Raw genomic sequence first — 19,953 nt, 5'->3', positions numbered from 1 at the left:
ATCTCAATCGAACCCTAGGAATTCGAACAGGTCGCGGTCCTTCATCGGCAGGGCTTCGCAGGGCTCCCCGCCGGCCCAGAGCGTCTCGGCGAGGCGCATGTACTCGGCCGTGACCGCGTCGAGCTCGGGGGAGGAGTCCATCTCGAACAGGGTCGACTTCTTGAGCCGCGAGCGGCGGACCACGTCGAGATCGGGGAAGTGCGCCAGCCGCTTCAGGCCGACCGCGTCGTTGAACCGGTCGATCTCGTCGGTCTTGGCCGAGCGGTTGGCGATGACGCCGCCGAGCCGCACCGGGTAGTTCTTGGACTTGGCGTGGATCGCCGCCACGATCCGGTTCATCGCGAAAATCGAGTCGAAGTCGTTGGCGGTGACGATCAGCGCACGGTCGGCATGCTGGAGCGGCGAGGCGAAGCCGCCGCAGACCACATCGCCCAGCACGTCGAACACGACGACGTCGGTGTCCTCGAGCAGGTGATGCTCCTTGAGGAGCTTCACGGTCTGGCCGACCACGTAGCCGCCGCAGCCCGTACCCGCGGGCGGGCCGCCGGCCTCGACGCACATCACGCCGTTGTAGCCTTCGACCACGAAGTCCTCGACGCGCAGCTCCTCCGAGTGGAAGTTCACCGCTTCCAGGGCGTCGATGACCGTTGGGGCGAGGCGCTTGGTCAGCGTGAAGGTCGAGTCGTGCTTAGGGTCGCAGCCGATCTGCAGCACCCGCTTGCCGAGCTTCGAGAACGCCACCGACAGGTTCGACGAGGTGGTGGACTTGCCGATGCCGCCCTTGCCGTAGACCGCGAACACCTTCGCGGTCTCGATCTTCAGGTCCGGATCGAGGGCGACCTGGAGGCTGCCTTCTTCCTTCCGGGCAACGACCGGATTACGGATGGCGATGTTCATGCGGCGACTCCTGTGGTGACGCCCTCGAGACGATCTTCCAGTTCCTCCTCGGCCCGGTCGAGGGCGTCCCGCATCTCTGCGTTCGGAGTCCAGAAGCCGCGCCGGTGTGCCTCGATCAGCCGTTGGGCGACCTTGGCGGAGGCGGTGGGGTTGAGGGAAGCCATGCGCTCGCGCATGGCCGGGTCGAGCACGTAGGTCTCGGTGATCCGCTCGTAGATCCAGGGCTGGACCGCGTTGGCGGTGGCCGACCAGCCGACCGTGTTGGTCAGGTGGGATTCAATCTGGCGCACGCCCTCATAGCCGTGTCCGAGCAGGCCCTCGTACCATTTCGGGTTGAGCATGCGGGTGCGCGTCTCAAGCGCCACCTGCTCCTCCAGGGAGCGCACGCGCCCCTCCCCGCGGGTCTGGTCGCTGATGTAGATCGGCACCGCTTCGCCGCGGGCGCGGGCCACCGCCCGGCCCATGCCGCCCAGGCCGTCGAAGTAGTGGTCCACCGAGGTGACGCCGACCTCGACCGAGTCGAGATTCTGGTAGGCCATGTCGACGGAGGCCAGCACCGTCTTCATCAGGTCCCGCTGCGGCGTCGGCTTGCCCGTGCGGCCATACGCGAAGCTCTTGCGGCGCGAGAACGTCTCGCACAGCTCGGCATCGTCGTCCCAGGCCCCCGAATCGACCAAGTGGTTGACGTTGGCCCCGTAGGCGCCCTCGGCGTTCGAGAAGACCCGTAGCGCAGCGGTTTCCAGGTCGCAGCCCTGCTCCGCCTGGATCGCCAGCGCGTGCTTCCGGACGAAATTCTTTTCCAATGGCTCGTCGGCGGTGGCGGCGAGATAGGAGGCTTCGGCGAGGAGCTTGGTCTGCAAGGGCAGAAGGTCGCGAAAAATGCCCGAGAGGGTGACGACCGCGTCGATCCGCGGGCGGCCGAGGGTCTCTAACGGGATCAGCGCGGCGCCGCTGAGACGGCCGTAACCGTCGAAGCGCGGGGCCGCGCCGATCAGGGCCAGCGCCTGCGCGATCGGGCCGCCCTCGCTCTTGAGGTTATCAGTCCCCCACAGGACCAAGGCCACGCTCTCGGGATAGGGTTTGCCGTCCGCAGCGAAGCGCTCGAGGATGCGCTCGACCTGCCGGGCGCCGTCGGCGACCGCGAAGGTCGACGGCAAGCGGTACGGGTCGAAGCCGTGGATGTTGCGCCCGGTCGGCAGGATCGCGGGGTTGCGCAGAAGGTCGCCTCCGGCCACCGGCGGGATGAAGCGGCCATCGAGCGCCCGCAGCAGGGCCGGGACCTCGTGGTCCCTCGCCAGCAGAGTCTCGGTCCTGGCGAGGTCAGAGAACGCGGTGCGGGTCTCGGGATGCTCGGGCAGCCCGGAGGCCGCGAAGGCATCCTCGATGGCGCCGCCGGCCACCAGGGCGGCGATGCCGGCACGGTCCGGCTTCAGCCCGTGCGAGGCTTCCGCCAGGGCGAGCAGCAGATCGACCCGCTCCTCCTCCGGGACGCCTTGGCCGACCACATGCAGCCCGTGCGGGATCAGGGTCTGCTCCAACTCCTGCACGGCGGACCAGAGGTTGCCGACCCGGACGCCGAGATCGCCGGTCCAGGCCGGCTCGGCGGCGACGAGGTCGAGGGCCGCGCCCTGGTCCTGGATCATCCGGGCGAGGGTCTCACGCTCGGCCGTCGCTTCGAGATCGAGCCCGCGCCAGCGCTCCATCGAGCTCTTCAAGTCGAGCAGCCCGCGGTACAACCCGGCGGTGGCCAGGCTCGGGGTCAGGTAGCTCACCAATGTCGCGGCCGAGCGGCGCTTGGCCAGGGTCCCTTCAGAAGGGTTGTTGGCGGCATAGAGGTAGATGTTTGGCATTGCCCCGATCATCCGCTCCGGCCAGCAGGCCTCGGACAGTCCGGTCTGCTTGCCGGGCATGAACTCGAGCGCCCCGTGGGTGCCGAAATGCAGCACGGCGTCGGCGGCGAAATCCTCGCGCAGGTAGCGGTAGAAGGCCGAGAACGCGTGGGTCGGCGCGAAGCCGCGCTCGAACAGCAGCCGCATCGGGTCGCCCTCGTAGCCGAAGGCCGGCTGTACGCCGACGAAGACGTTTCCGAACCGGGCGCCCAGCACGAACAGGTCGGCGCCGTTGGTCTGGTGGCGGCCGGGTGCCGGGCCCCACTGGGCCTCGATCTCGGCCAGATATGTCTCCCGGCGCAGGTGGTTCTCGGCCGGGATGCGGGCGTGGACGTTGGCCTGGGTCCCATAGCGCTTGGCGTTACCCTCGAGGATCCCGTCGCGCAGGGCATCGACGGTCTCCGGGACATCCACGGTGTAGCCCTCCGCCGCCAAGCCCTTCAGGGTGTTGAGCAGCGAAGCGTAGACCGACAGGAACGCCGCCGTGCCGGTGGCGCCGGCATTCGGCGGGAAGTTGAACAGCACCACGGCGAGCTTGCGCTCGGCCTTCGGAGTGCGGCGCAGAGAAACGAGGCTCCGGACACGCTCGGCGAGGCGGGCGACCCGCTCCGGATGGGCGCGCATGTCCCGGGCGTTGTCGCTGCCGGAGGCCGACGAGCGGCCGCCGAACACCATCGGGGCGGTGGCGCCGTCGAGTTCGGGGATCGCGACCATCATGGTCGCCTCCACGGGCGACAGGCCACGCTCGCCCGCCTCCCATTGCTCGATCGTCTGGAACTCCAAAGCCTGCGCGGCGATGTAGGGTACGTCGAGCCGGGCCAGCATCGCCTCGGCGGCGGCGGCGTCGTTGTAGGCCGGGCCGCCGACTAGCGAGAACCCGGTGAGCGACACCAGCGCGTCGATGCGGGCGCGGCCGTCCTGCATGAAGAAGGCGTCCACGGCCGGACGGTTGTCGAGGCCGCTGGCGAAGGCGGGAACCACGTCGAGGCCCCGGGCTTCGAGGGCGGCGATCACACCATCGTAATGGGCGGTGTTGCCAGCCAGCACGTAGCTGCGCATCAGCAGCAGCCCGACGCGGCCTTTCGCGTCGGCGCCGCGGGGCAGCCGGGATGGGTCCTGGCCGATCCGGCCGACCAAGCGGGGGTGGTAGAGGCCGGTTTCCGGATAGTCGAGTGGGGCCGGCGCGGCCGGTCCGTCGCGCCACGCCGCGCGGGCACCGGCGGCGTAGCGGTGTACCAGGAAGCGGACCAGCGCCGCGACGTTCTCATCCGAGCCGGCGAGCCAGTATTGCAGGGTGAGAAAATAGGCGCGCACGTCCTGCGCCGAGCCCGGGATGAAGCGCAGGATCTTCGGCAGCTTGCGCACAAGCGCCATCTGCCGGCCGGCATTGCCCTGCTGGCCCGGCTTGCCGCGCAGCTTCTTCAGAAAGTCGAGGGCGCTGCGCTTGTTGCCGCTCATGTCGAAGCGGCCGAGCTTGGTCGTCTTCACCACCTCGCCGGCGGACAGGCACCCGACCATCGCGTCGCAAGCGTCACGCCGCGCCGCGAGCGCCGGCAGGATCGCCCGGACATGCTCGTCCATGAACAGCATCGCGGAGAGCACGATGTCGGCCTGCGCGATGTCGCTGCGGCAGGCGTCGAGCGAGGCAGGATCGTTGTCCCACTCGGCCGCCGCGTGGAAGTCGAGCACCAGACCCGGCATCTCGGACCGCAGGCGCAGACGCGCCCGCTCCACCGCGCTCGCGAGGTGGTTGTCGAGTGTGACGATGACGACCCGAATCGGCGGCCGGCGCTTGGATGCGTCCGCCTTGGCCGAGCCGGCCGCCAGGCCGGCGGTGAGCGCTCTAGCGGCCATAATGCGCCTTGGCGTCGTAGAGGGTTTCGAGGGTGATGAGCGGCAGCCGCCGCTCACGGGCGAATTTTTCCGTGTTGCTGCGCGCCTTACCGCGCACGAAGAACGGGATTTTCTTCAGCTCTTTCTCGGCCTCGGGCGCCCAGGGCGCGGCCGTGATCACGACGTCTTCGTCCAAGAGGATCGCGGCAGTCGCTGCCGGTGCCGGATCGGCCGCTTCGGATTCCTGCGGCGCGGAGACCGCGAGGGCGTTGCCGCCGAGATGCGAGGGCCCGACGCCGTCGTGGAATTCGGGATCCTCCCGGAACATACCGAGCAGGTGCTCCTCCAGGCCCATCATCAACGGATGGACCAGGGTGTCGAACAGGACGTTGGAGCCCTCGAAACCCATCTGCGGAGCGTAGCGTGCCGGGAAATCTTGGACGTGGATCGGGGCGGAGATCACCGCACAGGGGATGCCGAGCCGCTTGGCGACGTGGCGCTCCATCTGGGTTCCAAGGACCAACTCTGGGGCGGCGGCGCGGATCGCAGCCTCGACGTCGAGATAATCGTCGGTGATCAGCGCCTCGATGCCGTGCTCGGCGGCCTCGGCCCGAACTTCGCGGGCGAATTCGCGGCTGTAGGTCCCGAGGCCGACGACGGTGAAGCCCAGCTCCCGGGCCGCCATCCTGGCGATGCCGATCGCGTGCGTGGCGTCGCCGAATACGAAGACGCGCTTGCCGGTCAGGTAGGTCGAATCGACAGAGCGCGAGTACCACGGGAGCCGCGAGCCAGGGCCCTCGAGGAGCGGTGCCGGATCGAGGCCGGCGAGGCCCGCGATCTCGGCGACGAAGCGGCGCGTGGCGCCGACGCCGAGCGGCACCTCACGGGTGAACGGCTGCCCGAAGCTCTTCTTGAGATACTCGGCCGCGCTGCGGGCGGTCTCCGGGTAGAGCACGACGTTGAAGTCGGCATCCTTGAAGCGACCGAGGTCGGCCGGGCTGGCACCCAGCGGCGCCACCACGTTGACGTCGACCCCGAGCGTATCAAGCAGCCTGCGGATCTCGATCAGGTCGTCGCGGTGGCGAAAGCCGAGCGCCGTCGGGCCGAGGATGTTGCAAAGCGGACGCCGGCCCGGCTCCCGCGCGGGACGCGGTCCGGGCGCTCCGGCGAGCGCCCGGACCAACCGATAGAAGGTCTCGGACGCCCCCCAGTTTTCTTTTTTCTGATAGGCCGGCAGCTCCAGCGGGATCACCGGGATCGGCAGGTTGAGGGCCTTGGCCAGACCGCCCGGATCGTCCTGGATCAGCTCGGCGGTGCAGGAGGCGCCGACGATCATCGCCTGCGGCTGGAAGCGCGCGTAGGCGGCGGCGACCGAGGTCTTGAACAGCTCGGCGGTGTCGCGGCCGAGATCCTGAGCCCGGAAGGTCGTGTAGGTGACGGGCGGACGGGCATCGCGCCGCTCGATCATCGTGAACAGCAAGTCTGCGTAGGTGTCCCCCTGCGGCGCGTGCAACACGTAGTGAAGTCCGGTCATCGCGGTGGCGATGCGCATCGCGCCGATATGCGGGGGGCCTTCGTAGGTCCAGAGGGTGAGCTGCATCGCCCTACACCTCCAGCAGCGCGCGACGCCGGAGCGGACGCGCGAACAATTCGGCGAGGTCGCCGGCCTGCTCGTAGCCCTGCACGGGCGTGAACAACAGCTCGATCGACCACTTGGTCGACAGCCCCTCAGCCTCCAGCGGGTTGGCGAGACCAAGGCCGCAGACCGTGAGGTCCGGACGCGTCGCCCGGCAGCGGTCCATCTGGTCGTCGAGGCTCTGGCCCTCGGTCACGCGGGTTCCCGCCGGCAGCATCTCGATCTCGGCCGCCAGATGCGCCCGGTGCAGGTATGGGGTCCCGACCTCGACGAGTTCCGCACCGAGTTCGCGGGCGAGGAAGCGCGCGAGCGGCACTTCAAGCTGGGAATCGGGAAAGAAGAACACCCGCTTGCCGGTGAGGCTCACACGGTGGGCGGCAAGCGCGGTCTGAGCCCTGGCGCGACCGGCCGCGGTCGCAGCCGCGAAGGATTCGTCGGTGACGCCGAACGCCTCGGCGGCCGCTTGCAGCCAGCCGGTGGTGCCCTCGGCGCCGAGCGGGAACGGAGCGGCGAGGCGGTGCGCGCCGCGCTCGTCGAGGGCCCGGGCGGTGTCGGCCAGGAACGGCTGGGCCAGCAGGTAGCGGGTGTTCCGCCCGACCGCCGGCATGGCCCCGGCGCGGCGGGCCGGGAGGAACCGGACGTCCGTGATCCCCATCGCAGAGAACATCCGGACGAACTGGTCCTCGACCACGTCGGCCAGCGCGCCAACGATCAGGAGCGAGGGCTCCGCTTCGGAGGATGACCGGGGCAGCTCCGGCACGAGGGCGGCCAGGCAGGCATCCTCTCCCTGCGTGAAGGTCGTTTCGATGCCGGAGCCGGAATAGTTCAGCACCCGCACCGGTGCGAGGCGTCCCGACAGGCGCTGGGCCGCCCGGGACAGGTCGAGCTTGATCACCTCGGACGGGCAGGAGCCCACCAGGAACAGCAGCTTGATGTCCGGACGGCGCTCGATCAGCCGGGTGACGACCCGGTCGAGCTCTTCGTTGGCGTCGGCGATGCCGGCGAGGTCGCGCTCGTCGATGATCGCGGTAGCAAAGCGCGGCTCTGCGAAGATCATCACCCCGGCGGCCGACTGGATCAGGTGGGCACAGGTGCGCGAGCCGACGACCAGAAAGAACGCATCCTGGATCTTCCGGTGCAGCCAGACGATGCCGGTGAGCCCGCAGAACACCGCGCGCTGGCCGTGCTCCTGATGGAGGTCGATGCTGCCGCAGGCGGCCGACGTTGCAGTGACGGGGGGCTGGACGGGCGCGTTCACGACAGCGCCTCCGCCAGATGCGGCCCGCCGGCGCCGCTGCCCTCCAGGCGGGCGGCCCGGAGCTTGAGCAGAAACTGACCGGCGTTGATCACGTAGGTGGCGTAGGCCGCCAGAGCGAGGATCAGCAGGGCCCGCTCAGCCAGCGCGCCAGTGACCAACGCGGCGAGGTAGGCAGTGTGGAGCGCCAGCACCAGCATGCTGACCACATCCTCCCAGAAGAAGGCCGGCGCGAACAACCAGCGGTCGAACACGACCTTTTCCCAGATCGAGCCCGTCACCATGATTGCGTAGAGCGCCACAGTCTTGGCCACGACCGAGATCTGAGCGGCGAGCAGGCCTTGCCCAGTGGCGAGCGCCCGCAGCACCAGGGCCAGACTCATCAGGAAAATCAGGAATTGTAGCGGGGCGAGCAGTCCTTGCACCAGCGTCCAGGGCGAGGCGTCGCGCCTCTGCCGCTGGGCGGACGTGTAGAGCGGTCGTGATGGCCGGTCCCCGGGACCCATGCATCCGCTCCCCTGTGCTCGGCGACGCCCGTCGGGTGTCGTCGTTGGCAGAGGCTAGGGCCCAGGCACCAAAAGTGTCAAGTGCGCTTGACGCTTCGCTCGGGTGACATCGAGTTTGATATATTTTCTTTGTTCCAAGTCATTGCCAAGATCGACGGCTCAGGTATCGTTCCGAACGCTGGTCGATGCCTTCCGTGGCTTGGCTGGTTCGATTCGAGGATCTGCGACGACGAAGACTTGAGAAGATCGGCGGGCAACGCCGCACTCGACGCGCTTGCGGAACCGCCGGCCCACCTGGGCCGGGGCCGCTTCTGGGAGGGATGCCTATGGGAGACTGGAGGCATTTCGGCGAGCGTCTGGATCCGGGTCCGATCGCTGGCGGTTGCGGCGCGATCGGCGATGGCCTGTCGGCCTACGGCGACGGGCCGCGGGTGCGCCACCAAGCCATCCCGCGCCCCTCCTCCGACGACAAGGCGGTGCCGGACGCGCTGGCCCGCCTGGTCGAGGCGGAGATCCTGCCCCGCCTGATGATGGCCCACCGGCCGGTCGGGCGCCGGGCCCAGAGCGACCGGGCGCCCAGCCCGCAGGAGATCGCGGCCTTCAGCGCCCTGCTGCTGGCCCCCGGGCCGATCGACCTGGACGGCCAGGTCGCGTCTCTGCGCGAGGGCGGGCTGCCGCTGCCGCGCCTGCTGCTCGACCTGCTCGCCCCGGCGGCGCGCCATCTCGGGGAACTCTGGGAGGAGGACGCCTGCGATTTCCTGGCCGTGACCGAGGGGCTCGGCCGGCTGCAGGCGGTGAGCCGGCGCCTCTGCGCCCAGCTCGAGGACGAGACCGTGCCGGCCAACGGCCGCAGCGTGCTGCTGCTGCCCTGCCCGGGCGAGACCCACCATTTCGGCCTGTCGATCGTCGCGAGCTTCTTCCGCGAGGCCGGCTGGGACGTGACCACGGCGGTCCCCGGCCCCGGGGTCGATCCCCTGACCCTGCTGCGCGCGGAGTGGTTCGACGTGGTCGGCCTGTCCCTGTCCTGCGACGTGTTCCTGCCGGCGCTGTCCGGCACCGTGACGGATGTCCGGAAGGCCTCCTGCAATCCGGATGTCCGGGTCATCGTCGGCGGCCCGTATTTCGCGCGCTACGGCGGCGAGGCGGGCATCGTCGGGGCGGATGCGTGCGCTCCGGACGGCTGCTTGGCGCCGGCAACCGCAGAAGCCTTGCTGGACAGACGGGCCATGGCCTGCTGAAAGGGGCAAAATTTTCAACTCTCACGTAATGGTGATCGTGACGCCCCAGCCTCACCCCACCCCGCAGCCGCCGCCCCAGGCGCTGCTCCAGGTGGCCGGCCACCTCGACGGAGAGGCGGTCGGACGTCTCGTCGCGGCATCGGCCGACCTGTCCCTGGTGGTGGATGCCGACGGGGTGATTCGGGATGCCACGGCGGCGGCCGACCTCGACGCCGAGAACATCCCCGGCTGGCTCGGGCGGCGCTGGATCGACACCGTGACGATCGAGAGCCGGCCGAAGGTCGACGCGCTGCTGCGCGACGCCCAGACCGGCGGCATCACCCGCTGGCGGCAGATCAACCATCCCTCCCCCAGCGGCGTCGACCTGCCGATCCGCTACGCCTCCCTGCGTTCGGTGGAGGGCGGCCCGATCCTGATCCTCGGCCGGGACATGCGGGCGGTGGCCGCGCTCCAGCGCCGGCTGACCGACGCCCAGCAGGCCCTGGAGCGCGACTACGACCGCCTGCGCGCCGCCGAGACCCGGTACCGGCTGCTGTTCCAGATCTCCGGCGAGCCGGTGCTGGTGCTCGATGCCGGCACCCGCCGGGTGATCGAGGCGAACCCCGCCGCCGCGCGCCTGCTCGGCCGCCCGGCCAAGCGGCTGGCCGGCCAGGACGCGGTCGACCTGTTCGAGGCGGGCAGCGCCCGCTCCCTGGAGGCGCAGTTCGCCGCCCTGCGGGCGACCGGGCAGGCCGGCGAGTTGCGCGCCGCGCTGCCGCACGGGCGCGGCGAGGTCACGGTCTCGGTGTCGCTGTTCCGCGGCGAGGGGGGCCCGAGCGCGCTGATGCGGATCGTGGCCGATTCGGCCGCCGCCGAGGTCGGCTCCGACCAAGAGGCGCCGACCCGCGCGGTGATCGAGGCGATGCCCGAGGGCTTCGTGGTCACCGATTCGGCCCGCCGGGTCCTGATGGCCAACGCCGCCTTCCTGGAGCTGGCGCAGCTTGCCACCGAGAGCCAGGCCCGGGGCCGCACCCTCGACCAGTGGCTCGGCCGCGAGGATACCGAGGCGCAGGCCCTGTTCGCCAGCTTGGTGGACCACGGCTCCGTGCGCCGCTTCGCCACCGTGATCCGTGGCACCTATGGCGGCGTCGAGGATGTCGAGGTCGCCGCCGTCTCGGTGCCCGGGTCCCGCCCGTGCCTCGGCTTCGCGATCCGCTCCGCCCCGCGTCGGATCCCGGAGGGGCGGCTCGCCGGCAGCCGCGACGTGCCGCGCTCGGTGGAGCAGATGGCCGAGCTGGTCGGCCGGGTCTCGATGAAGACCCTGGTCCGCGAGACCACCGACCTGATCGAGAAGCTGTGCATCGAGGCGGCCCTGCGGATCACCCGGGACAACCGCGCCTCCGCGGCCGAGATGCTCGGCCTCAGCCGCCAGGGCCTCTACGCCAAGATGCGTCGCTACGGCGTCGGCGACCTCGACTCGCCGGCCGAGGACGCGTGATTCTTTTTGACGTGGGGAAGGCGCGGCTGACGGCTGCGTCCAGCGGGCTTGGCTGAAAGCACAGACAAGACAACGGTTTACTCCGTCGGATAGGGGTGGCGCTTCACACGGGATAAGGGCGATGACCGGACCCGGGCGCGTCTCCCTCCCCCTCTGCGCCGTGGGTTAGACAGGTCGGAAGATCCATCTCCCAGGGTTTGATCTCCCATCTGTGATAGCCCGCGCCGTCAGTCCGGGGCGCCGCAGGCGAGCCCGAAGCCCAGAAACGCTGTCGATGCAAGAGGTTGGTACGTCTGCGACTCTGGATCCCGGGCTCCGCTGCGCGGCCCCGGGATGACGGTGCGTGGCTGTACCGGTCAAGCCGACATCCGATGAAGACCGGGCCTTCCGCCCCGAGCAGAGATCGGAATTCCAAGCTCTCCAACCCGGAGGCCGCATTGGGGGAGGGAGAGCGCCTGTCGGTTGCGATGCGCCGTCTCCGGCCGCCATGAACGATCCGGACCACGTTCCGTAAATCTGCAACCCGGCACGGGATAGGCGTTGTCGCCTTCTCCGACAGCCGGTGCGTGAACGGCCGCGAGCCGTCCGATCCGCATCACCCCGAGGGCGGACGGTCCCCCGCATCCGTGCCATACGCATCCCGAGCGCACGCCGCGCGACAGCGAACGTCGAGCATGGCCACCATCACGTCGCTGCCGAACCGGTTCCTCAACGCCGTGAAGCGGTCGTTCCGGCAATTCCTCGCCCTGCCGCTCGCCACCGTGCTCGGCTTCGTGGGATTGAACGCCCTGATCTATCTCGCCGACCGGTCGTGGTCCGCCGGGCAGGCGCCGGCGGGGTTCCGGTGGCTCGGCGACCTGCTGGGCGACAGTGCCGCCCTGGGCAGCCTGCTGACCACCGTGGCGTCGAGCATCATCACGGTGACGTCGATCACCTTCTCCCTTCTGCTCATCGCCGTGCAGCAGGGCGCGGCCGCGCTCACCGCCCAGGTGACCGACCAGTTCATGGCCCGGCGCACCAACCAGTTCTACTTCGGGTATTTCGTCGGCCTGTCGGTCTTCGTCCTGATGACCCTCGTGACCAATACAGGCTTTCACCGGCCGGTGTTCGGTACATCCCTGGCCCTGGTGCTGACCACTTCGGCGCTCTGCCTGATCATCGTGATGATCTACAACACGATCGACCAGATGCGGCCCGCCCAGATCATCCAGTTCATCCACGGCCGCGTGCTGGAGGCCAGGGCGACCGATCTGCGCCGGCTCGCCGCGACGCGCAGGACCGCCCGGGGCGATTGGCCGGTCGTCGCCGTGATCCGCTCCCGCGAGTGCGGCTACATCGTCGACCTCGACCTCGAACGGATCCAGGCGGCCCTGGACCGGCATGCAGGCGGGGCCGTGGAGATCGAGTTCGAGATCGCGGTCGGGACCTATCGGGCCCTGCACGATCCGCTGTTCCGGCTGCGCGGCCGGCCCGGCGCGCCGCTCGAAGCGGCGGCGCGCGAGGCCGTCGTCGGGGAGGCGCTGAAGGCGCTGTCCTACGATGACGGGCGCGACCTCCGGAACGATGCCACCTACGGTCTGCACCAGCTCGCCACCATTGCGTGGACCTCGGTGTCCACGTCGAAGTCGAATCCCAGCCCGGGGCTCTCGGTCATCCAGGCCCTGCGGGACATCATCGCGCACTGGGGCGACGGCGCGACCGCAACGGGCGAGGATGCGCGATCCGGCATCGTGTATGGCGATGCCGCCCCGATCGCGGCCACCGACGCCCTGGAGGCCGTGATCCTGGTGGCCTCGGAATCGATGCAGTCCCAGACGCTTGCCGAAGCCCTCACCAGCGTGGCGATCCTGCTGCGCCATGTCGATCCGGCCACCGCGGCCCGGCTCGCCGACGTCGCCAGCCGGGCGCTGTCGAGCCTGGGCGAGCATGTCCTGACCCGCCAGCTCCAAGCCGCCCTGGCCGACCTCACGGAGGCGCTGCGGGCACGCGGCTTCGCCGCCGTGGCGGGCGCCGTGTCCGACGCCGCGTCCGGGCTGGCGGAAAGCCTGGGCCGGCTCAACTCCCGGTCGACCCGCGTGCCCGGCACGGTCTCGTAGCGGCGCCTGCGATCCGGGCTGTTACGCCTGCGCTTCCTGCGCGGCGTACCGGATTTCATCTTCGAGCGGCGGCTGGGCCGATGCAGCCGCGGCCCGTCATCCCGGGGCCGCGCAGCGGAGCCCGGGATCCAGGGACGCCGACGTGGCAAGCTCTTGCACCGACGGCGGTTCTGGGTTCCGGGCTCGCCTCCGGCGCCCCGGAATGACGGCGCGGGTCTTGAGGCCTGAGGTATCGATCCTCAGGGGATGAATCGTCCGGAGGGCATAGTCCGTCGGTTGCCAGGGGGGAGGAGAGCCGGACGAGCCTCGCTCGAAGGCGATGTGGGGACGCGTTAGCCCGCACGGATGCCCCCGCGCATCGATGCAAGTCCTTTGCACGACACGTCTTTTGGAGTCCCCGGGGAAGCGCGCCAGGTTCGATGATCGGCTCCGGCATCCCGGGCCGGCAAGGACATGGCGGGCTCGTATGAATCATGGGGCGAGAATCGTGGGATTGCTGCAGATCACAGGTAGCATTCGCAGCGCTCTTCCGAGGCCATGCCGGAATATGTGATCTTGTATTCAATTCGTTGCAGTATTGCAGGGCGAAGCCTGACGAAAATTTGATCGACGACTGAGAATTATCTCTGTGTCTGCGTGGTTTTCCGCCGTGCATTCCGGGATCGATTGTGCAAAATCGAGTTGTCGGCGACGAGCCGGCACCGCCCGCGCCGACGTCCATTCCCCTCGATCCGTCGGCGCGGGTGTCTTCAGGTGGCGCCCTGTGCTTCAGCCACGCTGCAATAAAGTGAGGGGCAACCTTCCAGCCTCGTGGCGCAAGCCCGGGGCTGTTTTTCGTTCAGGGCGCGGTCGGTCCATCCGCTGCTGACGACGCCGGATGCGGGGCCCCGGCCGGTTCACGGGCCGCCAGACTGCGCGCTGCCGCGTCTGGCGCCTCGTGAGCGTGCGGGATTCACGAAGAATTGGCACCGTCAGACTTCGCGGAGTTCACGAAGGCTGGCCCGCATCGGCCCGGATCGACCCGTTCCCGCGCACAGTCGAGCGGTCGCTGATCGCGCCTTCGTGTTCGGGATAGACTGATAATGGATTTTGTATTCGTAAACTTCGGCGGACCTCGTTCGCCAAGCCGGCGCGACACGTTTTCGCCAAGTGTAAATCCAGCTTGACACGCTCGGCGGCCCCGGTAGCCTGCGTCCATGGCCGCCACGCCCGCACCGAGCGCAGTCGTCGAGCTACTCAAGCCCCTCACCTGGTTCGCGCCGATGTGGGCGTTCGCCTGCGGGGTGATCTCGTCCGGGCAGCCGGCCCACGGGCAGTGGCCGGTGATCGCCGCGGGAATCGTGCTCGCCGGGCCGCTGGTCTGCGCGACGAGCCAGGCGACGAACGACTGGTTCGACCGGCACGTCGATGCGATCAACGAGCCGAACCGGCCGATCCCGTCCGGGCGCATCCCGGGCCGCTGGGGCCTCTACCTGGCATTGGGCTGGACCCTGCTGTCGCTGCTGGTCGCGGCGGCTTTGGGGCCCTGGATCCTCGGGGCCGCCCTGTTCGGCCTGGTCCTGGCCTGGATTTATTCCGCGCCGCCCCTGCGTCTCAAAAAAAACGGGTGGTGGGGGAATGCCGCGGTGGGGCTCTGCTACGAGGGCCTGCCCTGGTTCACCGGGGCCGCCGTGATGGCCGCCGCCCTGCCCGACCGGCGGGTGCTGCTGGTCGCCCTGCTGTATTCCATCGGCGCCCACGGGATCATGACGCTCAACGACTTCAAGTCCGTGGAGGGCGACCGGCGCATGGGGCTGAGGTCCCTGCCGGTGCAGATGGGCTCGGACCGGGCCGCCCGCTTCGCCTGCCTGGTCATGGCGGTGCCGCAGGTGGTGGTGATCGGGCTGCTGGTCGCCTGGGAGCGCGAGGCCCACGCCGCCCTGGTGGCGGCGTTGCTCGCCGGGCAGCTCGCCCTGATGGTCCGGTTCCTGAAGAGCCCGCGCGAGCGGGCGGCCTGGTACAACGGCACCGGCACGACCCTCTACGTCCTCGGCATGCTGGTCGCCGCCTTCGCGCTGCGGCCTCTGGTGGGAGGGGCGTGATGCGGGAATCCGGTTCGAGCGCGGGTGAGACGACCCTGGGCTGGCCCCAGATCGTCCGCCTCGGCTTGGTCCAGACCGCCCTGGGCAGCGTCGTCGTGCTGATGACCGCGACGCTGAACCGGGTGATGGTGGTGGAGCTGGCGCTCCCCGCCCTGGTGCCGGGCTTTCTGGTCGCCCTGCACTACGCCGCGCAGGTTCTGCGCCCGCGCTGGGGCTACGGCTCCGACCGGAGCGGGACCCGGACCCCCTGGATCGTCGGCGGCATGGCCGCGCTCTGCCTTGGCGGGTTCGGGGCGGCCTGCGGCACGGCGCTCGCCGCCACCGACCTCGTGCTCGGCCTCGCGCTGGCCGCCCTGTCGTTCCTGTGCGTCGGGATCGGGGCCGGGGCCGCCGGGACCTCCTTGCTCGTCCTGCTCTCGGGGGGCGTCGCGCCGGCCCGGCGCGGAGCGGCGGCCACCATCGTGTGGGTGATGATGATCCTGGGCTTCGCCTTGACGGCGCCGCTCGCCGGGCACTTTTTGGATCCGTTCTCCGGCCTGCGGCTGGTCGCCGTGTCGGGCACGGTCTCGGCGATCGCGTTCTGCGTCGCGGTGCTGGCGCTGATCGGGGTCGAGCGACGCCTGCCCGCGCGGGCGCCCGAGCCCGCGGCGGCCAAAAAACCGTTCTTCACGGTGCTGGTCCAGGTGCTTGCCGATCCGGTGGCGCGGACCTTCACGATCTTCGTGTTCGTCTCGATGCTGGCCTACAGCGCCCAGGAGCTGATCCTGGAGCCCTATGCCGGGCTGGTCTTCGCCATGAGCCCGGGGGCCACCACCAAGCTCGCCGGGCTCCAGCACGGCGGCGTGCTCGCCGGGATGCTGCTGGTGGCCGGCGTCACGCTGGCGGCGCGCGGCACCGCGCTGGCCTCCCTGCGGCTCTGGATCGCGCTCGGCTGCGCCGGCTCGGCCGCCGCCCTGTTCGCGCTCGCCGCCGGCGGCGACGTCCTGCCCCTGCGCCCGGTGGTGTTCGCGCTGGGGGTCGCCAACGGCGCCTACGCGGTCGCCGCCATCGGGTCGATGATGGCGCTCGCCGGCCGCGGCGACGCACGGGAGCGCGGCACCCGCATGGGGGTCTGGGGCGCGGCCCAGGGCATCGCGTTCGGGGCCGGCGGATTCCTGGGCGCGGCCGCGGTGGATCTGGTGCGGCTCTTCACGGCCGAGCCGGTCCAGGCCTACGCCGCCGTCTTCGCCGCCGAGGGGGTGCTGTTCCTCGTCGCGGTGGTGCTGGCCCTGCGGCTCGAGCCCGTCCGGGCCCCGGGCCGGGGCGCGATCCCGCTCAATCCCATCCTCGGCGCGAGGTGACGCGATGGCTCGGTTGAATGATGACGCCCCCTACGACGTCGTCGTGGTCGGCGGGGGCCCCGCGGGGGCGACGGCGGCCACCGAGCTGGCCCGGGCCGGGCACGCGGTGCTGCTGCTGGACAAGCCCGGGCGGATCAAGCCCTGCGGCGGCGCGATCCCGCCCCGGCTGATCCGCGACTTCGCGATCCCCGACGCGCTGTTGGTGGCCAAGATCCGCTCCGCCCGGATGGTGGCGCCGAGCGGCAAGGCCGTGGACATGCCGGTGGGCGAGGGCTTCGTCGGCATGGTCGACCGCCAGCATTTCGACCCGTGGCTGCGGGCCCGCGCCGAGGAGGCCGGCGCCGACCTGCGCGAGGCGGCCTACGAGACGATGAGCCGGCCGGATGACGGGCCGCCGCTGGTGCATTTTACCACCGGCAAGGGCGAGGCCCAGGCCCGTTACGCGGTCCGGGCGCGGCTGGTCATCGGCGCCGACGGGGCCTGTTCGCCGGTCGGCCGGGCCGAGGTGCCGGGCCACGACAGGATGAAGCAGGTCTTCGCCTATCACGAGATCGTCCGGGTGCCGGCCCCCGACGCGCCGGGGGGCGGCGCCGTCGATGCCGCCCGCTGCGACGTCTATTACCAGGGCCGGCACTCGCCGGACTTCTACAGCTGGATCTTTCCGCACGGCGAGACCGCCAGCATCGGCACCGGCAGCGCGAAGAAAGGCTTCTCCCTGCGCTCCTCGATCCGGGCCCTGCGCGTCGCCACCGGCCTCGACGGCGCCGAGACGATCCGCCGGGAGGGCGCGCCCCTGCCGCTGAAGCCGCTCAAGCGCTGGGACAACGGCCGCGACGTGCTGCTGGCGGGCGATGCCGCGGGCGTCGTCGCCCCGGCCTCCGGCGAGGGCATCTACTACGCGATGCTGGGTGGCCAGCTCTCGGCCGAGGCGGCCAAGGCCTTCCTGGCCACCGGCGACGTCCGGGCGCTCGCGAGTGCACGGAAGCGGTTCATGAAGCTGCACGGCCGCGTGTTCTGGATCCTCGGGATGATGCAGTGGGTCTGGTACCGCAGCGACGGCCTGCGCGAGCGGTTCGTCTCGATCTGCCGGGACAAGGACGTCCAGCAGCTCACCTGGGACAGCTACATGAACAAGGAGCTGGTCCGGGCCAAGCCCGCCGCCCACGCCCGGATCTTCTTCAAGGACCTCGCCCACCTGTTCCGCTGGGTCTCCCCGTGACTTTTCTGGGGCTCGATCCGAGCTGGGGCCCGCCCGCGGTGGCGGCCGTGCTGGCGATCCTGGTCGCGGTCGCCGGCGGGGTCGCGACCAAGACGGATGGCTGGTACCGGCATCTCCGGTTCCCCGCCTGGAAGCCGCCGGACTGGGCCTTCGGGCCGGTCTGGACCGTGATCTTCCTGCTCACCACCATCGCGGCGGTGACGGCCTGGAACGGCGATCCCGATCCCACCGCCCGGGTGCTGCTGGTCGCCGCCTACGCGGTCAACGGCGTGCTCAACATCGCCTGGAGCGTGCTGTTCTTCCGGTTCCGCCGGCCCGACTGGGCGCTCGCCGAGGTTGCGGCCCTGTGGCTGTCGATCGCCGTGCTGGTGCTGGTCACCGGCCGGGTCTCGGCGATGGCCGGGCTGATGAACCTGCCGTATCTCGCCTGGGTCAGCGTCGCCGCCTGCCTGAACCTGCGGATCGTGCGCCTCAACGCGCCGTTCCGGGGGCTCGCCTGATGGAGGCGCTGTTCGCCTCGGGCCGGATCGTCGACGCGATCCTGGCGCTGGTCGCCGCCGAGGCTCTGCTGCTCGCCTGGTTCGCGCGGCGCCGCGGGATGGCCCCGGCGGCGCTGCTCGCCAACCTGGGCTCCGGTGCGGCGCTGATGCTGGCGCTCCGGGCCGCCCTCACCGGATCCGGCTGGCCGGTGGTCGCCAGCTGGATGCTGGCGGGCCTCCTGGCCCACCTCGCCGATCTTGGTTTTCGGTTCCGTCAGGGCGCCACGGCGCATCGCCGCACCCGGCCGCAGCCAGGAACAACGCCACAAAGCGCTGCGTTCACGCGCAGCACCCTAGAAAACCTATAAAGACGGCTCGGGAGAGGTCGCCATGCAGCGCAGGAACGCCCTCTCGTCGGCCCGTGGCGCGGCCCCCCTCCTGGCGGGCCTGCTGCTCGCCGCGCCGGCCCTGGCGCAGGACGCGTCCGATCCGGTCGAGCGCGGCAAGTACCTCGTCACCATGGGCGATTGCGCCGCCTGCCACACCGCCCCGGGCGGCAAGTTCCTGGCCGGCAACTACGCGCTCAACATGCCGTTCGGGGTGATCATGACCCCCAACCTGACCCCCGACAAGGAGACCGGGCTCGGCGACTACGCTTACGCCGACTTCGAGAAGTCGTTCCGGCAGGGCTACAGCAAGCATGTCGGCTACCTGTACCCGGCCTTCCCGTTCGGTTGGTACACCAAGGTCACCGACGAGGACACCAAGGCGATCTGGGCCTACCTGCAATCGCTGCCGCCGGTGAACGAGAAGCGCAAGGACAACCAGATCCCGTTCCCGTTCAGCGTCCGCACCGCGCTGGTGACATGGCGGACCGCGTTCTTCACGGAGGAGCGCTTCAAGCCCGACCCGAGCGCCAGCGCCGAGGTGAACCGCGGCGCCTACCTGGTCGAGGGGCTGGGCCACTGCGCGATGTGCCACAACGAGAACAAGCTCGTGGGCAATTCGAGCTTCGCCGGCCGCTTCGGCGGCGGCGTCATCGACGGCTGGTACGCCCCCAACATCACCCCGGACGGCCACCAGGGCATCGGCGCCTGGACCGACGAGCAGGTGGTGACCTACCTCAAGACCGGCACCGCCCCGGGGGACCGCCCCGGCGTCGCCGCCGGCCCGATGCGCCAGACCATCATGGAATCCCTCTCCAAGGTGAAGGAGGAGGACCTGAAGGCGATGGTCGCCTACCTCCGCACGGTCCCGGCCAAGCAGACCTACAAGCCGAAGGACCTCACCGCCTTCGACACCGCCGACGCGCCGGGCGCGTCCACCTACCTGACCTACTGCTCCTCCTGCCACCAGCCCAACGGCAAGGGCATCGAGGGCGCGGTGCCGGCGCTCGCCGGCAACACCTCGGTGATGTCGGATGGCCCCGAGACGGTGCTGCGGGTGATCTACGGCGGGCTCGCCGCCCAGAGCGGCTACGCCCCGATGGTGGCGATCGGCCAGCAGATGACCGATGTCGAGGTCCGGAACGTCACCGACTACATCCGCAATTCCTGGGGCAACAAGGCGCCGCCGGTGACCGGCGACAAGGCCTCCGAGGCCCGGGCCGCCACCAAGACCATGCTGGCCGGCACCGCCCCGTGCGCCGAGATCGAGCAGGACACGCTCAAGGCCGCCTTCGACAAGGTCGGGGTGGCGGCGACGCTCACCGGCCTCAAGCAGCAGGACTTCGTGCCGACGCTGGTCCGGGTGGTGCCGCAGATCAAGGCGGCCGACGCGGGAGCCACGGATGAGGACGTCGTCAACGCCCTCACCACGGCCTTCTGCAAGGTCGGCCGCGACGATCCGCAATACGCCAACCCGAGCTGGCCCGCGGTGATCGGCACCTTTGCCAACGTCGCCTACAGCCAGGTGAAGAACCCGGAGAAGCAGGCGGCGGCCGTGCCCGGCGCGACCACGCCGCCGGCGAAGAACTGAGGTTTTTGGGTTTAACACCGTCATTCCGGG

Annotated in this window: 14 protein-coding genes; 9 read left to right on the top strand and 5 right to left on the bottom strand. The window is 70.2% G+C overall.

The genetic code is table 11. From position 1 onward, the window contains the following. Window positions 1-3 precede the first annotated feature (3 nt). From bchL to bchF, 5 genes are read right to left on the bottom strand one after another with little or no spacing between them, the layout of a single operon-like run. The gene (gene bchL, locus AC0IY0_RS02235; protein WP_147909140.1) at window positions 4-897 is read right to left on the bottom strand and encodes a ferredoxin:protochlorophyllide reductase (ATP-dependent) iron-sulfur ATP-binding protein; all 894 of its coding nucleotides are present in this window, start codon (window positions 895-897) and stop codon (window positions 4-6) included. Continuing rightward, on the bottom strand, window positions 894-4,640 hold the full coding sequence (locus tag AC0IY0_RS02230) for a magnesium chelatase subunit H (protein ID WP_471762952.1): 3,747 nt from the start codon (window positions 4,638-4,640) through the stop codon (window positions 894-896). Before AC0IY0_RS02230 ends, bchL begins: the two co-directional genes overlap by 4 nt. Beyond that, complete coding sequence (gene bchB / locus AC0IY0_RS02225) at window positions 4,630-6,219, bottom strand: ferredoxin:protochlorophyllide reductase (ATP-dependent) subunit B (protein WP_471762951.1); 1,590 nt, start codon at window positions 6,217-6,219, stop codon at window positions 4,630-4,632. Before bchB ends, AC0IY0_RS02230 begins: the two co-directional genes overlap by 11 nt. A 4-nt stretch (window positions 6,220-6,223) precedes the next feature. After that, complete coding sequence (locus AC0IY0_RS02220; RefSeq protein WP_471762949.1) at window positions 6,224-7,513, bottom strand: ferredoxin:protochlorophyllide reductase (ATP-dependent) subunit N; 1,290 nt, start codon at window positions 7,511-7,513, stop codon at window positions 6,224-6,226. Beyond that, a complete protein-coding gene (bchF, locus tag AC0IY0_RS02215) occupies window positions 7,510-8,016 on the bottom strand; it encodes a 2-vinyl bacteriochlorophyllide hydratase (RefSeq protein ID WP_471762948.1) in 507 nt (168 codons plus the stop codon). Before bchF ends, AC0IY0_RS02220 begins: the two co-directional genes overlap by 4 nt. Window positions 8,017-8,342: 326 nt before the next feature. On the opposite strand from bchF, the gene AC0IY0_RS02210 reads away from it, so the two are divergent. The 9 genes from AC0IY0_RS02210 (at window position 8,343) to AC0IY0_RS02170 (ending at window position 19,923) form a co-directional block, all read left to right on the top strand. After that, window positions 8,343-9,254 (top strand): cobalamin B12-binding domain-containing protein, encoded by a 912-nt coding sequence (locus tag AC0IY0_RS02210; protein ID WP_471762947.1) that lies wholly within the window; start codon window positions 8,343-8,345, stop codon window positions 9,252-9,254. A gap of 28 nt (window positions 9,255-9,282) precedes the next feature. Then, window positions 9,283-10,731, top strand: coding sequence for a transcriptional regulator PpsR (gene ppsR, locus AC0IY0_RS02205; protein ID WP_147909136.1), 1,449 nt, complete (start codon window positions 9,283-9,285; stop codon window positions 10,729-10,731). Window positions 10,732-11,405: 674 nt separating this feature from the next. Next, window positions 11,406-12,827 (top strand): DUF2254 family protein, encoded by a 1,422-nt coding sequence (locus AC0IY0_RS02200; protein ID WP_471762945.1) that lies wholly within the window; start codon window positions 11,406-11,408, stop codon window positions 12,825-12,827. A gap of 1,196 nt (window positions 12,828-14,023) precedes the next feature. Further along, a complete protein-coding gene (chlG, locus tag AC0IY0_RS02195) occupies window positions 14,024-14,908 on the top strand; it encodes a chlorophyll synthase ChlG (protein ID WP_147909134.1) in 885 nt (294 codons plus the stop codon). Next, the gene (locus tag AC0IY0_RS02190) at window positions 14,908-16,248 is read left to right on the top strand and encodes a BCD family MFS transporter (RefSeq protein WP_419830148.1); all 1,341 of its coding nucleotides are present in this window, start codon (window positions 14,908-14,910) and stop codon (window positions 16,246-16,248) included. Before chlG ends, AC0IY0_RS02190 begins: the two co-directional genes overlap by 1 nt. A 4-nt stretch (window positions 16,249-16,252) precedes the next feature. After that, window positions 16,253-17,467 carry a geranylgeranyl diphosphate reductase gene (locus tag AC0IY0_RS02185; RefSeq protein ID WP_471762944.1) on the top strand — a complete coding sequence of 405 codons (1,215 nt, stop codon included), beginning with the start codon at window positions 16,253-16,255 and terminating at the stop codon, window positions 17,465-17,467. Continuing rightward, complete coding sequence (locus AC0IY0_RS02180) at window positions 17,464-17,967, top strand: TspO/MBR family protein (RefSeq protein ID WP_187278356.1); 504 nt, start codon at window positions 17,464-17,466, stop codon at window positions 17,965-17,967. The genes AC0IY0_RS02185 and AC0IY0_RS02180 overlap by 4 nt, the downstream gene beginning before the upstream one ends. Beyond that, the gene (locus tag AC0IY0_RS02175; protein ID WP_471762943.1) at window positions 17,967-18,314 is read left to right on the top strand and encodes a hypothetical protein; all 348 of its coding nucleotides are present in this window, start codon (window positions 17,967-17,969) and stop codon (window positions 18,312-18,314) included. Before AC0IY0_RS02180 ends, AC0IY0_RS02175 begins: the two co-directional genes overlap by 1 nt. A gap of 22 nt (window positions 18,315-18,336) precedes the next feature. Continuing rightward, window positions 18,337-19,923: a cytochrome c gene (locus tag AC0IY0_RS02170; protein WP_471762942.1), complete on the top strand. Its 1,587-nt coding sequence runs from the start codon at window positions 18,337-18,339 to the stop codon at window positions 19,921-19,923. Window positions 19,924-19,953 lie beyond the last annotated feature (30 nt).

This window comes from Methylobacterium sp. AC315, assembly GCF_979253755.1.
Note: the sequence above shows the minus strand (reverse complement) of the source record. Positions and strands in the feature narration are given on the sequence as shown.